The organism is Marinibacterium sp. SX1 (genome assembly GCF_050389775.1).
In the GTDB taxonomy this organism is placed as follows: Bacteria; Pseudomonadota; Alphaproteobacteria; order Rhodobacterales; family Rhodobacteraceae; genus Marinibacterium.
The window spans coordinates 129,161-144,521 of record NZ_CP177144.1 but is presented as its reverse complement, the minus strand read 5'-3'; the positions used below and the strand labels follow the sequence as shown (position 1 = coordinate 144,521).

Annotated in this window: 15 protein-coding genes; 5 read left to right on the top strand and 10 right to left on the bottom strand. The window is 67.7% G+C overall.

All coding sequences use genetic code 11. The features are described 5' to 3' along the window. Positions 1-4: 4 nt before the first annotated feature. The 5 genes from ACK3BB_RS00675 to uxaC all read right to left on the bottom strand — a co-directional run bounded on the left by ACK3BB_RS00675 (position 5) and on the right by uxaC (position 4,723). Positions 5-322 (bottom strand): cupin domain-containing protein, encoded by a 318-nt coding sequence (locus tag ACK3BB_RS00675; protein ID WP_428926805.1) that lies wholly within the window; start codon positions 320-322, stop codon positions 5-7. Between the two features lie 11 nt (positions 323-333). Beyond that, positions 334-1,614, bottom strand: coding sequence for a TRAP transporter large permease (locus tag ACK3BB_RS00670; protein WP_428926804.1), 1,281 nt, complete (start codon positions 1,612-1,614; stop codon positions 334-336). Position 1,615: 1 nt separating this feature from the next. After that, on the bottom strand, positions 1,616-2,125 hold the full coding sequence (locus ACK3BB_RS00665) for a TRAP transporter small permease (RefSeq protein ID WP_428928794.1): 510 nt from the start codon (positions 2,123-2,125) through the stop codon (positions 1,616-1,618). A 182-nt stretch (positions 2,126-2,307) separates the two neighbouring features. Then, the gene (locus tag ACK3BB_RS00660; RefSeq protein ID WP_428926803.1) at positions 2,308-3,288 is read right to left on the bottom strand and encodes a TRAP transporter substrate-binding protein; all 981 of its coding nucleotides are present in this window, start codon (positions 3,286-3,288) and stop codon (positions 2,308-2,310) included. Positions 3,289-3,316: 28 nt separating this feature from the next. Beyond that, the gene (gene uxaC / locus ACK3BB_RS00655; protein ID WP_428926802.1) at positions 3,317-4,723 is read right to left on the bottom strand and encodes a glucuronate isomerase; all 1,407 of its coding nucleotides are present in this window, start codon (positions 4,721-4,723) and stop codon (positions 3,317-3,319) included. Positions 4,724-4,847: 124 nt separating this feature from the next. On the opposite strand from uxaC, the gene ACK3BB_RS00650 reads away from it, so the two are divergent. After that, positions 4,848-5,537, top strand: coding sequence for a GntR family transcriptional regulator (locus ACK3BB_RS00650; protein WP_428926801.1), 690 nt, complete (start codon positions 4,848-4,850; stop codon positions 5,535-5,537). 68 nt (positions 5,538-5,605) lie between these two features. Beyond that, entirely contained in the window at positions 5,606-5,953 is a 348-nt protein-coding gene (locus ACK3BB_RS00645; RefSeq protein WP_428926800.1) for a YigZ family protein, read from the top strand. 36 nt (positions 5,954-5,989) lie between these two features. Here the strand turns inward: ACK3BB_RS00645 and ACK3BB_RS00640 are convergent, their stop codons facing one another. The 4 genes from ACK3BB_RS00640 to ACK3BB_RS00625 form a co-directional block, all read right to left on the bottom strand. Then, entirely contained in the window at positions 5,990-6,391 is a 402-nt protein-coding gene (locus ACK3BB_RS00640; RefSeq protein ID WP_428926799.1) for a YbaN family protein, read from the bottom strand. An 84-nt stretch (positions 6,392-6,475) separates the two neighbouring features. Further along, on the bottom strand, positions 6,476-6,901 hold the full coding sequence (locus tag ACK3BB_RS00635) for a universal stress protein (RefSeq protein ID WP_428926798.1): 426 nt from the start codon (positions 6,899-6,901) through the stop codon (positions 6,476-6,478). Positions 6,902-6,914: 13 nt separating this feature from the next. Next, a complete protein-coding gene (locus tag ACK3BB_RS00630; RefSeq protein ID WP_428926797.1) occupies positions 6,915-9,545 on the bottom strand; it encodes a TRAP transporter permease in 2,631 nt (876 codons plus the stop codon). Positions 9,546-9,636: 91 nt separating this feature from the next. Beyond that, entirely contained in the window at positions 9,637-10,596 is a 960-nt protein-coding gene (locus tag ACK3BB_RS00625) for a TAXI family TRAP transporter solute-binding subunit (protein WP_428926796.1), read from the bottom strand. Between the two features lie 117 nt (positions 10,597-10,713). Here ACK3BB_RS00625 and ACK3BB_RS00620 point away from each other — a divergent pair, with 117 nt between their 5' ends. After that, positions 10,714-12,036, top strand: coding sequence for an aspartate aminotransferase family protein (locus ACK3BB_RS00620; RefSeq protein ID WP_428926795.1), 1,323 nt, complete (start codon positions 10,714-10,716; stop codon positions 12,034-12,036). A gap of 24 nt (positions 12,037-12,060) precedes the next feature. Here ACK3BB_RS00620 and ACK3BB_RS00615 read toward each other — a convergent pair whose 3' ends face one another. Next, complete coding sequence (locus ACK3BB_RS00615; protein WP_428926794.1) at positions 12,061-12,873, bottom strand: helix-turn-helix domain-containing protein; 813 nt, start codon at positions 12,871-12,873, stop codon at positions 12,061-12,063. Between the two features lie 324 nt (positions 12,874-13,197). Between ACK3BB_RS00615 and ACK3BB_RS00610 the strand changes: the two genes are divergently transcribed. Both ACK3BB_RS00610 and ACK3BB_RS00605 read left to right on the top strand, forming a co-directional pair. Beyond that, complete coding sequence (locus ACK3BB_RS00610; RefSeq protein ID WP_428926793.1) at positions 13,198-14,409, top strand: amino acid ABC transporter substrate-binding protein; 1,212 nt, start codon at positions 13,198-13,200, stop codon at positions 14,407-14,409. A gap of 76 nt (positions 14,410-14,485) precedes the next feature. Next, a complete protein-coding gene (locus ACK3BB_RS00605; RefSeq protein ID WP_428926792.1) occupies positions 14,486-15,361 on the top strand; it encodes a branched-chain amino acid ABC transporter permease in 876 nt (291 codons plus the stop codon).

Genomic DNA, 15,361 nt, shown 5'->3' with positions numbered 1-15,361 from the left:
GTCCTCACAGGAAATCGTCGCGTCGGGGGGTGAAGGTGTCGATCAGGCGGCCGGGTTCGAGGCAGGTGCAGCCGTGTTCGGCGCCCGAGGGGATGACAAAGCTGTCGCCCGGCCCGACCTCGAAGGCCTCGCCCGCGATGGTGAACCGGAAGCGGCCGGCATCGACATAGGTGGATTGCACATGGGGGTGGGAATGTAGCGCGCCCTGGGCGCCTTGTTCAAAGGTGAAGGCCACGACCATCAGCTCGGGGCTGTCCGACAGCACCCGGCGCAGCACGCCGGCATCGGGGGACACTTCGGGATAGGATGTCACGTAAGCCATTGGGGAACCTCCTAACGGAACAGCGAGGGCAGCCAGAGCGAGAGCTGCGGGATGTAGGTGACCAGCATCAGGGTGGCGAAGGCCGCGCCGTAGAACGGCCAGATCGAGCGCACGGCATCCCAGATCGGCAACCGGCCCACGGCACAGCCGACGAACAGAACGGCGCCGACGGGCGGGGTGCACAGGCCGATGCCGAGGTTGAGGATCAGGATGACCCCGAAATGCACCGGATCGACGCCAAAGGCCTGGGCCACGGGCAGGAAGATCGGCGTGGTGATGACGATCAGGGGCGACATGTCCATGAAGGTGCCCAGGATCAGCAGGACGACGTTCAGCAGCAGCAGGATGACGATCGGGTTTTCCGACAGGCCCTTGAGCATGGTGACCATCGAGGCCGGCACCTTGGTATAGGCCAGCAGCCAGCCGAAGGCCGCGGCGCAGCCGATGACCATCAGCACCATGGCCGTGGTGCGCACGGCGGCGAAGGTGGCCTCGACGAAATCGTGCCAGGACAGCGAACGGTAGACGAAGAAGGTGACCAGCAGGGCATAGACCACGGCGATGTTCGACGATTCCGAGGCCGTGAAGATACCCGAGCGCACGCCGCCGAAGATGATGGCCACCAGGATCAGCCCCGGTGCCGCCGACACGAACAGGTGGCCCATCATCGCCAGGCCGGGGAAGGGCTCGGTCGGGTAGCCGCGCTTGCGGGCGACGAACCAGGCGGCGACCATCAGCGAGCCGGCCAGCAGCATGCCCGGGATGATGCCCGCGGTGAACAGGTCGGCGATGGAAATCCGCCCGCCCGCCGAGATCGAGTAGATGATCATGTTGTGCGAGGGCGGCAGCATCAGGGCGATGATCGACGACACGACGGTGATGTTGACGGCGTAATCCACGCCGTAGCCGCGTTCCTTCATCTGCGGCACCATCAGCCCGCCCACGGCCGAGGCATCGGCCGCCGCCGAGCCGGACACGCCGCCGAACATGACCGAGGCCAGGATGTTGACCTGCCCCAGCCCGCCGCGCAGGTGGCCGACAAAGGCCCCCGCAAGGGCGACCAGCCGCCGGGCAATGTCGCCCCGGACCATGAGGTCTCCGGCATAGATGAAGAACGGAATGGCCATCAGGGCAAAGACCGACACGCCGGAATTGAGCCGCTGGAACACCACGACGGGCGGCAGGCCCAGGTAGGCGATGGTGGCGAAGGAGGAGATGCCCAGGCAAAACGCCACGGGCGTGCCGATCAGCAGGAGGACCACGAAGGTCCCGAAGAGGATATAGAGTTCCATGTCAGGTCTCGATGGGATCGTCGCCGAAGCGCGCGGTGGGCAGGCCGGCCAGGCGGCGGGTCACCCGTTCAAGCGAAAAGAGCACGACGAGGATGCCGCCGCCCACGATGGGCGCGAAATCGAAGGCGCCCGAGATGCCCAGCGAGGGCAGGGTGTTGCCCGCCGTGCGCTCGGCCAGCTGCCAGCCGAACCAGACCATGCCCGCGCCAAAGCCGGTCACGGCCAGGTCGGAGATCGTATAGAGCCACAGCTTGACCCGGTCGGGCAGGAAATAGAGCAGCACGTCGAAGGACAGGTGATAGCCTTCGCGGATGCCCACCGCCGCGCCGAGAAAGATGAACCAGCCCATGATCATGACCGAGGCCGGTTCGGTCCAGATGATGCTGTCGTTGAGCACGTAGCGCCAGAAGACCTGCGCGGCGATCAGCACTGTCATGATCACCAGCCCCGTGCCCGCGATCCACAGCGCGGCCCTCGCCAGCGCCCGCGTCGCCCGGGCAATGGACACCATGTTGTCCTGCACGTCCTGGTCCTTTCGCCTGTTCCTGTTGGGGATGGGCGCCCTTGGGCCGCCCCTGTCCGGCTTTGCCTGGCAAAGCCCGGTCCGGCCCGCCGCCGGGGGCGGGCCGGGTATCGGCCGCGGGCCCGGCCCGAAGGTCGCCATGGACCGCCGGGCCGGACGTCACGCGGGGCTTACTCGGTGGCCTGGATGCGGGCCACGAGGTCCTTCAGGCTCTCGTCGGTCACGTATTTCTCGTAGACCGGCTTCATCGCGTCCATGAACGGGCCCTTGTCGATCTCGGTGATGATCTCGCTGCCCGCCGCGCGCACCTTTTCTTCCGAGGCGGCTTCGCGTTCGGCCCAGAGCTGGCGCTGCACCTCGGTCGAGGCCTTGGCCGCTTCCATCACTGCCGCCTGGTCTTCGGCCGACAGCTTGTCCCAGGCGGTTTTCGACATCACCAGGACCTCGGGCACCATCAGGTGCTGGTCCAGCGTGTAATAGCCGGCCACCTCGAAATGGCCCGAGCTTTCATAGGACGGCCAGTTGTTCTCGGCCCCGTCGATCACCCCGGTCTGGATCGAGGAATAGACCTCGCCGTAGGGCATCGGCGTGGCATTGGCGCCAAGCGCACCGACCATGTCGACGAAGAGATCCGATTGCATCACGCGGAACTTCATGCCCGACAGGTCTTCGAGCGTGGTGATGGGTTTCTGGCTGTTGTAGAAACTGCGCGAGCCGGCGTCGTAATAGGTCAGCCCGATCAGGTCGTGATCGGCAAACGCCGCCAGGATGTCGCCGCCGATCTCGCCGTCCAGCACGTTGTGCATGTGGTCGGTCGACCGGAAGATATAGGGCAGCGAGGGCACCTGGGTTTCGGGGATGATGTTGTTGAACGGGCCCATGGACACCCGGTTCAGGTCGATCACGCCGAACTGGGTCTGTTCGATCGTGTCCTTTTCTTCGCCCAGCTGGGCCGAGTGAAAGACCTCGACACAGATCCGCCCGTCGGTCTTGTCCGACAGCATCTCGCCCATGGCCTTGACGGCCTCGACGGTCGGATAGCCGTCGGGATGGGTGTCGGACGACCGCAGGGTGATCTCGCAGGCCGTGGCGGCAGAGGCCATGGCGACGCTGGCCAGAAGGGCCGCGCCGATGGATTTCGCGTAAGTCATGTATTCCTCCCTAAGAAATGGCTCCCCTTCAGAGCCGGTAGGCCTTTCTGGCCAGGTTGGTTGTGAGGTCGGCTGAAACCTCGTGAGCATCTGCCAGGCTCAGCCGCCCCGTGGCGACAAGCGTGGCGAGATAGGAACAATCCGACCGCCGGGCCACGTCGTGGCGGGCGGGGATCGAGCAGAAGGCGCGGGTGTCGTCGTTGAACCCGGCCGTGTTGTAGAAACCGCAGGTCTCGGTGGTGGCCTCGCGGAAGCGGCGGATGCCTTCGTGGCTGTCGAAGAACCACCAGGGCGGGCCCAGCGTCAGGCAGGGATAGGCCCCGGCCATCGGCGCCAGCTCGCGTCCGTAGACGGTTTCGTCCAGCGTGAAGAGGATGACCCGCAGGTCCGGTTCCATGCCCACCGCGTCCAGCATCGGTTTCAGCGCGCCGACCCAGTCGGTGCGCCCGGGAATGTCGAAACCCTTGTCGCGGCCGTGTTTCGCGAAGACCTGGGCCGAATGGTTGCGCCGGGCCCCGGCGTGGATCTGCAGGGTCAGCCCGTCGTCGAGGCTCATCCGCGCCATCTCGGTCAGCATCTGGCCGCGGAAGGCGTCGGCCTCGTCGGGCGAACACATGCCCTTCAGGGCCTTCTGGAACAGCTCGGCAGCTTGGGCCTGGGGCATGTCCTCGGTCCGGGCCGTCGGGTGGCCATGGTCCGAGGCGGTGGCCCCGTGTTCGATGAAAAACGCCCGGCGTGCCCGGTGCGCGGCCAGGTAGCCCGCCCAGGTCGTCGTGTCCTCGCCCGTCAGCGCGCCGAATTGGGCGACATTGTCGGAAAAGCCTTCGAACTCGGGGTCGACCACGGCGTCGGGCCGATAGGTCGTGATCACGCGGCCCGTCCAGCCGCTCTCGCGGATCATGCGGTGCCATTTCAGGTCGTCCAGGGCCCCTTCGGTCGTGGCCAGGGCCTCGATGTTGAACCGTTCGAACAGGGCGCGCGGGCGGAAATCGTCACCGGCCAGGCAGGCGTCGATATGGTCGTAATAGGCATCGGCCGTGTCCGGGCCCAGCCGCTCGTCCAGCCCGAAGACGTGTTCGAACGAATGGTCCAGCCACATGCCCGAGGGCGTGGCCCGGAACAGATGGTAGTTGTCGGCGAACAGCCGCCAGATCTTGCGCGGGTCGGTTTCGGTCGCCCCGCCATCGACGCGCGGCACGCCCAGGTCGGTCAGGGCCACGCCCTGGCTGACCAGCATGCGAAAGACGTAATGGTCGGGGATCACGAACAATTCGGCCGGGTTGGGAAAGCGCGCGTTCTCGGCGAACCAGCGCGGGTCGCAATGGCCGTGGGGCGAGATGATCGGCAGATCGGCCACCCCTTCGTACAGCTCCCGGGCCAGGCTGCGGGTGCCGGGGTCGGCGGGAAACAGGCGGTCGGGATCGGTCAGCGGCATTGGTCGTACCCAGAATCGTGTCTTGGAATATGCTAATATGCTAGTCTGGCAGTTGTGTCAAAACCCCTTTCGGCCTAAAGATGGATCAAGACCTTTGCCGCCCGCCCCGCTAAGACCACGAGCCATGACCGATCTGATCCTCTCTGCCCCCACGCCGCAGGCCTCGGCCACCGACCAGGTGTTCGACGCGGTCTACCGGGCCATCGTTTCGCTGGACCTGCCGCCGGGGGCCAAGATTTCCGAGGTCGAGGTGGCCGGGCGGTTCGACGTGTCGCGCCAGCCCGTGCGCGATGCCTTCTTCCGCCTGTCCAAGCTGGGCTTCCTGGCGATCCGCCCGCAGCGCGCGACCCGGGTGACCAAGATCTCGGAACGGGCGGTGCGCGATGCGGCCTTCGTGCGCACGGCGCTGGAAACCGCCTGTTTCCGCCTGGCGCTGGATCTTGTCACGGCCGAGCAGATGGCCGAGCTGCGCGCCCTGCTCGAGGCCCAGCAGGCGGCGGTCAGCCGCGATGCCCGGGCCGAGTTCCACGATCTTGACGATGCCTTTCATCGGCGGATCTGCGAGATTGCCGGCCATGGCCATGCCTGGACCCTGATCCGCGAACAGAAGGCCCACATGGACCGCGTGCGCTTCCTGTCGCTGTCGCAGGATGGTCAGCTGGCCCTTGACGAACATGTCCATATCCTTGACGCGATCGAAGCCGGCGATGCCGCGCAGACCGATGCCTGGGTGCGCAAGCACCTGGGCCGCATCCTGACCTTCGTGTCCCATATCCGCGAAAAGCACGGGCCCTATTTCGAAGACGAGGGCTGATCATCGGGACCGCGGGGCCCGGCCTTTGACCTTGCACATCCGCCCGGCCGCGTTACACCGATGGCCCCATGCAGACGCTCGACAACATCCTGTCCGACCGGGGCTCGAAATATGCCGTGACCGGCGGGCCCTGTGCCTCGGAGGCCGAGGCCCGGGCCATGGTCGCCACGCTCAAGAAACGCAAGAAATTCGCCAAGGCCACGCATCATTCCTGGGGCCTGCTGACCGAGGCCGGGCCGGTCAAGAACGATGACGGCGAGAGCGGGGCGGGCAATGTCATCCTGCGCATGCTCGAACGCGAAGGGCTCGTCGGCCACGTGGTCATCGTCACGCGCTGGTACGGCGGCAAGCACCTGGGCGGGGACCGGTTCCGCCATGTCCAGACCGCGACGCGGGCCTACCTGGACACGCTCTAGGCCGGGTTAGCAGGGGCCGGATCAACGCGGGTAGGATCAGCGCGGGCCGGAGGGGCGGGTCAGCACGTAGGTGGCCGCCCCGGCCAGGCAGATCGCCTGGATGGCCAGCACGCGGGTTGGCACGCCCAGGGCCAGGCTGAGCAGGAAGGCCGCGGCCATCATGGCGCAGGCCAGGCGCTTGTGGCGCGGGGCGATGGCGCCATGGGCGCGCCAGTCGGCGATCATCGGGCCAAAGGTGCGGTGGCCGGTCAGCCAGGCTTCGACCCGGGGCGAGCTCTTGCCGAAGGCAAAGGCCGACAGGATGACGAAGGGCGTGGTGGGCAGGACGGGCAGCAGCGCGCCGATCGCCCCGAGCGCCAGGCTGAGCGCGCCGAGGCAGAACCAGAGCACCCGCCCCAGCCCGCCATTGCCGCCGCCACCGTCCTGTCCAAGGGTCATCGCCTGTCCCGCCTGCTGGGGCCCGCGCACACCGCCGGGCCTGGCCGAGATTTTTCCTACGAAAAATCTGGCGCCGGTGGAAGGCTAGCGGACGACCAGAACCGATTGCGCGGCGTGGCGCACGACGCGGGCGGCGTTCGGGCCGACGAGGTAATCCTTGAATTCGGGCCGGTGCGAGCCGACGACGATGGCATCGGCCCCGATCCGGTCGGCCGTGGCGATGATCCGGTCATAGATCGTGCCCTGGACCACGTGGCAGGCCGTGGCCGGCAGGCCGGGCAGATGCGCGGCGGCGAAGGCTTCCAGGGCCTTGCGGGCCTCGTCGAGGATGCGCGCGTCATGGCCCGGGCCAAGTGCCGCGCCGACGATGGCCATGCCGCTGTCGGGCACGACATTGACCACGTCGACCGTGCCGCCGCCCTGGGCCGCCAGCCCCAGCGCCGCCTGCGCCGCGCGGGCCGATCCCGGCGTTTCATTGAGGTCGATGGCGAGCAGGATCCTGGCAAACATCGGTCTTTCCTCCTCAGAAGGCGGGTTGCGTGGCGCGGGGCCGCTGGATCATGACCACGCCCGCCAGAAGCAGCAGGGCGGGGATGAAGAAGATCTCCTTGGGCATGCGCTCGTTCTCGATCTCGACGGCCGTGACGATCACGGGCAGGTCGCCGTAGTAATCGTAGTCGGTGCCCAGGGTCTCGAAATGCGGGGTGCCGGGGAAGGGCTCTTCGAGCAGCAGCTGGCCGTCGTCTTCCATCACCGTCAGGCCCTGGTCGCTCAGCGCCGTCTCGGCGTCGCCGTTCAGGGCGGGCACGACGATGGTGATCGGGCGCAGCTCGCCGGTGTCGAAATCGGGGCCGGTGATCGTCACGCGGATCGGCTCGGCATCCTCGGCCGTGGCCATCAGTTCCAGCGCGGCCGGGCCCTGGGCCATGGTGTACTTGTCGCTGACCTGGTCCAGGATCAGGCCGGGCCGGAACAGGACCAGGGCGATGACCAGCAGGATGGCGCTTTCCCAGGGTTTCGACTTGGCAATGAAATAGCCCTGGGTCGCGGCGGCGAAGAGCAGCATGGCGATCAGGGCGATGACAAAGACAAAGACGGCCTTGACCAGCCCGACGTCGATCAGCAGCAGGTCGGTGTTGAAGATGAACAGGAAGGGCAGCAGGGCGGTGCGGATGTCGTAGGCAAAGCCCTGGATCCCGGTCTTGATCGGATCCCCGCGCGAGATCGCCGCGGCGGCATAGGCGGCCAGGCCGACGGGCGGCGTGTCATCGGCGAGAATGCCGAAGTAGAAGACGAACATGTGCACGGCGATCAGCGGCACGATCAGCCCGGCCTGGGCCCCGACCGAGATGATCACCGGGGCCATCAGCGACGAGACCACGATGTAATTGGCCGTGGTCGGCAGGCCCATCCCGAGGATCAGAGACAGCACGGCCACGAGCAGCAGCAGGATCATCAGGTTGCCGCCCGAGATGACCTCGATGACCTGGCCGATGACCTGGTGCGCGCCGGTCAGCGAGATCGTGCCCACGATGATGCCGGCCGCCCCGGTGGCCACGCCGATGCCGATCATGTTGCGCGCGCCCAGGATCAGGCCCTGGACGAAATCGCGCCAGCCGGCAATGGCCTCGGCCAGCGGGCCCTGGCCCCGGAACAGGGCCTTGATGGGCCGGTGGGTCACGGCGATGATGATCATGAAGATCGTGGCCCAGAAGGCCGACAGCGCGGGCGACAGCCGTTCGAGGTTGTCGGTGCGCACCATCAGGTTCCAGATCAGGATGAAGATCGGCAGGGCGTAATAGGCGCCGCCGATCAGCGTCGGCGTCAGCCGCGGGGCGGCGGGCACCGGGGCGTTGGGATCGTCCATCTCGATGTCGGGATAGCGCGCGGCGACCCACAGCAGCAGGACGTAAAGCGCGGCAACCACGGCGACCGAGGCATAGACGCTTTCACCCATCACCGGGTCCAGCACGGCGCGGATGCCGACCATGACAAAGGTGCAGACGGCGAGGAACAGGAAACCCGACAGGAACAGGATCAGGATCATCAGGATGCCGATCTTGCGGCCCGGCTTGTCCAGGCCCTTCAGCCCCATTTTCAGGCTTTCGAGATGCACGATGTAGAGCAGGGCGATGTAGCTGATCACCGCCGGCAGGAAGGCGTGCTTGACCACGTCGATGTAGGGAATGTTGACATATTCGACCATCAGGAAGGCCGCGGCGCCCATGACGGGCGGGGTCAGCTGGCCATTGGTCGAAGACGCCACCTCGACCGCGCCGGCCTTTTCGGCCGGAAAGCCGATGCGCTTCATCAGCGGGATGGTGAAGGTGCCGGTGGTCACGGTGTTGGCGATGGACGAGCCGGAAATCATGCCGGTCATCATCGAGCTGAGCACGGAGGCCTTGGCCGGCCCGCCGCGCAGGGCGCCCAGCAGGGCCACGGCCACCTTGATGAACCAGTTGCCCCCGCCCGCGCGGTCGAGGATCGCGCCGAAGAGCACGAAGAGGAAGATCATCGTGGTCGACACGCCAAGCGCCACGCCAAAGACGCCTTCGGTCTGCATCCAGTAATGGCCCAGGGCCTTGGACAGCGACGCGCCGCCGTAATTGGTGATGTTTCGCGCCCATTCGGAATAGCCCCCGAAGAAGGCGAATGCGATGAAGCAGCTGGCGATGATGACCAGCGGCAGGCCGAGCGAGCGGTAGACCGAGATCAGCAGCACGATCATGCCGATCGAGGACATGACGATGTCCGACGGGCTCCACAGGCCCGGGCGGCCGGCGATCTCGAAGCGGAAGACAACGAGGTAGAGACAGGCCGACACGCCGAGCACCAGCAGCACCCAGTCATATAGCGGGATGCGGTCGCGGGGGGCGGACTTGGTCAGGGGAAAGGCCAGGGTGGCCAGCATCAGGGCAAAGGCCAGGTGCACGTAGCGGGCCTGGGCCACGATGTTGGCGAAGATGCTCATGCCCGTGGTCTGGGCCACGATGCCCGGCAGTTTCGACGCGATGTAGAGCTGGAACAGCGACCAGGCGATGCAGGTGCCGATGATCAGCCTGGCCTGCCAGGCCGCCGATGGGTTGCGCGCCCCGGTATCGGCCTCGGCCACCATGTCATCGGCCGAGCGGCCCGTGTCCACCTCTGCATTCATCGTCGCTACCCCCACGTGCGGAAAATCAGGACCGGGCTGCCCTGCCCGGAAAGGGAAACGCGCCCGGGCTGGCCGGGCGCGTCAGGGTCGATCAGTCGATCAGGCCCAGTTCCTTGTAGGCCCGTTCGGCGCCCGGATGCAGCGGGGCCGACAGGCCGTCCTTGACCATCTCGGACGGTTCGAGATTGGCGAAGGCCGGGTGCAGCTGGCGGAAGTCGTCGATGTTTTCCATCACCGCCTTGGCCACCACGTAGACCGTTTCCTCGGGGATGTCGGCCGAGGTCACGAAGGTCGCGCCGACACCAAAGGTCTGGGTGTCCTCGTCGGTGCCTTCGTACATGCCGCCGGGGATGGTGGCCTTGCGGTAGAACGGGTTCTCGGCGACCAGCGTGTCGATCGGCTCGCCGGCCACGTCGACCAGCACGGCGTCACAGGTGGTGGTCGCTTCCTTGATGGCCGCGGCCGGGTGTCCGATCGTGTAGATCATGGCGTCGATGTTGCCGTCGCAAAGCTGCGTGGCCATTTCCGAGCCCTTGTATTCGGTGGCCAGGGCGAAATCGTCCATCGACAGGCCGAAGGCGTCCATCACCACTTCCATCGTGGCCCGCTGGCCCGACCCCGGGTTGCCCACGTTGACCCGCTTGCCTTTCAGGTCGGCAAAGCCCTCGATCCCGCTGTCGGCCCGCACCACCAGGGTGAAGGGCTCGGGGTGGACGGACATCACCGCCCGGATTTCCGGGAACGGGTTGTCGGCAAAGGACGAGGTGCCGTTGTAGGCATGGTACTGCCAGTCCGACTGGGCCACGCCGAATTCCAGCTCGCCGGCCTTGATCGTGTTGATGTTGTAGACCGATCCGCCCGTCGATTCGACGGCGCAGCGGATGCCGTGTTCCTTGCGCGACTTGTTGACCAGGCGGCAGATCGCGCCGCCGGTGGGATAATAGACGCCGGTCACGCCGCCGGTGCCGATCGAGATGAATTCCTGGGCCGAAGCCGCGCCGCCGATGGCCAGGCCGGCCGCGGCCACTGCGCCGATGACAAGATGTTTCATTGTGAACTCCCCGTGTGTGATTTCTGATGAAGGAAACCCTTGAAAAAGCAGTGGACCAGCAAGATTACTGATTTGCAACCCTGCGTAACTGCCTACGCGGACCGGTCGGAGACCCCCATGTCGCATGTCTTTCCCCGCAATTCCCGCGCCGCGCTGCCCTGCGTGTCCCATGGTGCCGGGGCCTATCTTTATGACAAGTCGGGCAAGGCCTACCTGGACGGATCCGGCGGGGCGGCGGTGTCATGCCTGGGCCATGGCGACCCCCATGTGACCGAGGCGATCAAGGGCCAGCTGGATTGCGTGGCCTTTGCCCATACCGGGTTCTTCACCTCGGAAAAGGCCGAGGAACTGGCCGACCGGCTGGTGGCCCTTGCGCCCGAGGGGCTGGACCGGGTCTATCTGGTGTCCGGCGGATCCGAGGCGATGGAAGCGGCGCTGAAGCTGGCCCGGCAATATTACATCGAGATCGGCCAGCCCGAGCGCACGCGGATCATCGCCCGGCGGCAAAGCTATCACGGCAACACGCTGGGCGCGCTGGCCACGGGGGGCAATGCCTGGCGCCGGGCTCCCTTTGCGCCGCTGCTGATGGATGTGTCGCATGTCTCGGCCTGTTACGCCTATCGCGGCCAGGAGGCCGGCGAGGACGAGGCGGCCTATTGCGACCGGCTGATCGCCGAGATCGAGGCCGAGATCGCCCGGGTGGGGCCGGACAAGGTCATGGCCTTCGTGGCAGAGCCGGTGGTCGGCGCGACGCTGGGCGCGGTGCCGGCGGTGCCGGGCTATTTCCGGCGCATCCGCGAGCTGTGCGACCGCCATGGCATCCTGCTGATCCTCGACGAGGTGATGTGCGGCATGGGCCGGACGGGCACGCTGTTCGCCGCCCGGGCCGAAGGCGTGTCGCCCGACATCACGGCCATCGCCAAGGGGCTGGGCGGGGGCTATCAGCCGATCGGGGCGATGATGTGCACCGGGGCCATCCACGAGGCCATCGAGTCGGGCAGCGGGTTCTTTCAGCACGGCCATACCTACATGGGCCACCCGACCGCCGCCGCCGCGGCCTGCGCGGTGCTGGACCGGCTGGTCGACGACGGGCTGGCCGACCGGGTCACCCCGGTGGGCGACGGGCTGCGGGCGATGCTGACCGACCGGTTCGGGCAGCATCCCCATGTCGGTGACATCCGCGGGCGGGGGCTGTTCCTGGGGCTCGAACTGGTGGCCGACCGCGACAGCCGGGCGCCCTTCGATCCGGCCCGCAAGATCAATGCCCGGCTCAAGGCCGCGGCCTTCGAGGCCGGGCTGATCTGCTACCCGATGGGCGGCTGCGTCGACGGCCAGCGCGGCGACCACGTGCTGCTGGCCCCGCCCTTCATCCTGACCGAGGACCAGGCCGGGGAGCTGGTCGACAAGCTGGAAACCGGGCTGACCGCCGCGCTGGCCTGATCCGACCTGGCCGGGCCGCGTCGGTCAGGGCCAGGCGGCATAGCTGTCCTCGCCCGACCGTGGCCGGGCCCGGGCGGCCCGGCGATAGGCCGCCGGGGTCTCGCCCGTCATACGCAGGAACATCCGCGAGAAATAGGCCGGGTCCTGAAAACCCAGGCGAAAGGCCACCTGGCCGACCGGCAGGCCGCTTGTCGTCAGCAGGGCCTGGGCCTCGTTCAGGATCTGGCGGTGCAGGTATTGCTGGGGCGACCGGCCCGTCGCGCGCTGCACGGCCGTGCCCAGCCGGTCGCGGCTGACGCCCAGCCGGGCGGCATAATCGCCGACCTTCCAATGATCGCGCAGGTGCTGGCCGGCCAGCTGGACAAACCTCTCGGCCAGCCCCTGGGGCGAGACATCCCGGGCCGTCATGTCGGCCCGGGCCAGGCGCCAGAGCTGCAGGAGCAGCAGCGCCAGGTGATGGGCCATGGCCACGTCGGCGCCCGGCCCGGCCTCTGCCCCTTCGGCTTCGAGCCCCTGCACGGCGGCGGTGAACCGCGCCCCGGCCTCGGCCTTGTCCAGCGGGTAGGACATCGGCCGGTCCAGCGTCTGGCGCATCTGCCCGCCCAGCGGCGTGGCCGGCAAGGCGCGCATCAGCGCCAGTTCGGGCACGGCCACGATCACCCCCCGCGTGCCGGCGGTGGCCGTCAGCGCGCCCTGGCCCCCCGCCGGGCGCCACAGCAGGCGCGGCGCTTCGGTCCAGCTGTCCTCGGCCCCGTCGCCGCCGGTGTCGTCGAACCGCAGCTGGCCGGCCTGGGCCAGCACCAGGTGGGCCTGGCCGGCGGCGATGGCATAGGCCACCCGGGTCAGCGGGCTCTGGATGCGGTGGACGCGCGGAATGGCCCGCCGCCGCCGGGGCGGAGCCGGCGATGCGGGGCGGCCGGTCGGGGACGCGGGGCGGTCGGGTGACGACGCGGTGCGGTCGGGCGGGGGCTGATCGCCCGGGGGCGTCGGACGGTCGGGCAGGGACGGCGGACAGGGCATGGCCCGGCCAGATTGGTCCTGACGTCGCAGGAACTCAAGCAAAAGTACAATTCTTCGCCGCATGAGTGCATTTCTGGCCGCCGGTGATCCGGCTATCTTCTCTGCCACGGAGCCCGGACAGGGCTTCGAAGGGAGGACATCATGACCAAGATTTCGCGCTTCGGCGCGCTCAGACGGGCTGTCTTCGGCTCGGCCATCGCCCTTGGCGGCGCCACGGCGCTGGCGGCCGAGGACACCGTGACCATCGGATATGCCGTCGCCCGGACCGGGGCCAATGCCACCGGCGCGGGCATCACCACGATCCCCAATTACGAGCTGTGGGTGAAGGACGTGAACGCCGCCGGCGGGCTGACCCTGCCCGATGGCAGCCGGCGGATGATCGAGGTGGTCGAATATGACAACCGGTCGTCCAACGAAGACCTGGTGCGGGCCGTCGAACGGCTGGCCAGCCAGGACAAGGTCGACCTGATCCTGCCGCCCTGGGGCACCGGGGCCAACCTGGCCGTTGCGCCGCTTTTCGCCCGGTTCGGCTATCCCCAGCTGGCGGTAACGGCCGTGACCGACAAGGCCCCCGATTTCGCCCGGCGCTGGGACCGCAGCTTCTGGATGCTGGGCGGCGGCCACGATTACGCCGCCGGGCTGGTCGACACGCTGAGCGCCGCCCGGGATGCCGGCACGATCAACGACAAGGTGGCCGTGGTCTCGGTGGCCGACGGGTTCGGCATCGACCTGATCAAGGGCGCCCGGCCGGCCTTTGAAGAGGCCGGGTTCGAGCTGGTCTACGACGAGACCTACCCGCTGGGCACCTCGGATTTCGCGGCGATCCTGGCCGAGGCCCAGGGCTCGGGCGCGGACAGTTTCGTGGCCTTTTCCTATCCGCCGGGCAGCTTCGGCATGGTCAAGACGGCCCAGTCGATGGGTTACAACCCCGGGGTGTTCTACATCGGCGTGGGCGGGGCCTTTCCGATCTTTCCCAAGATCGCCGACGGCAAGGCCGAAGGCGTGATGGCCATCGGCGGGGTGGATGCCGACAGCCCGGCCATCCAGGACTACTTCGCCCGCCACACCGCGGCGATCGGCACGCCGCCCGACAGCTGGGCCTCGGCCATCACCTATGCCTCGCTGGAAATGCTGGCCCAGGCCGTGGAACGGGTCGGGCTGGACCATGCGGCGCTGGCCGCCGAGCTGTCGTCGGGCCACTTCCAGACGATCATCGGCGAGGTCCGCCTGCAGGACAACCAGCTGCGCGACCTGTGGTGGGTCGGGCAATGGCAGGGCGGCGACTTCCGGGCCGTCAACCCGGCCGCCAGAGCCGGCGCCTCGGCGCCGGTGATCCCCAAGCCGCAGTGGTGACGGGCGTGTCGCGGGCGTTGGGATGGCGCCCGCGATACGGGTCATCCTTTCCCGATCTCAGAACAGAATTGCTGACATGATACTGACCACGCTGATCCTTGGCCTGGTGCTGGGCGGAACCTATGCGCTGCTGGCGCTGGGGCTGACCCTGCAATACGGCATCGCCCGGATCATGAACCTGGCCTATGGCGAATTCACCCTGGTCGCGGCCTTCTGCCTGGTCGCCCTGTTCCAGGGCCTGGGCCTGCCGCCCCTGCTGGGCATGATCGCCGTGGCCCCGGCGGGCTATGCCCTGGGCTGGGCGCTTTATGCCGTGATGATGCGCCCGCTGGTCGCCCGGTCGGCCCGGGCCGGCGGGACCGGGCGGCTGGAAGTCGATTCGATCCTGGCGACCTTCGGCCTGCTCTTCCTGATCCAGGGCGTGCTGCTTGTTGTCTTCGGGGCCAATTTCACCTCGATCTCGTATCTCGACCGGGGGATCAGCGTGCTGGGCGTGTCGGTCGCGGCGAACAAGCTGATTTCCTTTGCCATCTGTGTCGTTGTCGGCGGCGCGCTGGTGCTGGTGCTGGCCCGCACCCGCTGGGGCCTGACCCTGCGCGCCGTGGCCCAGACCCCGGCGTCGGCCCCGCTGGTCGGCATCGACGTCAATCGCATGGCCCGCCAGGGCTTTGCCCTGGGCACGGCGCTGGCCGCCGTCGGCGGCGCGTCGATTGCCATGCACCAGACCTTTTCGGCCACCGGCGGCGTGGTCTTTACCATGAAGGCCCTGGTCATCGTGATCATGGGCGGGGTCGGCAACATCGGCGGCGCGCTGATCGCCGGGCTGGCCCTGGGCCTGGTCGAAACCTTCGTGGCCACGGCCATCGATCCCGGCCTGACCCTGGCCGCGACCTTTGCCATCTTTCTCTGCGTCCTGCTGTGGCGGCCGCAGGGCCTGTTCGGGAGGGGCTGA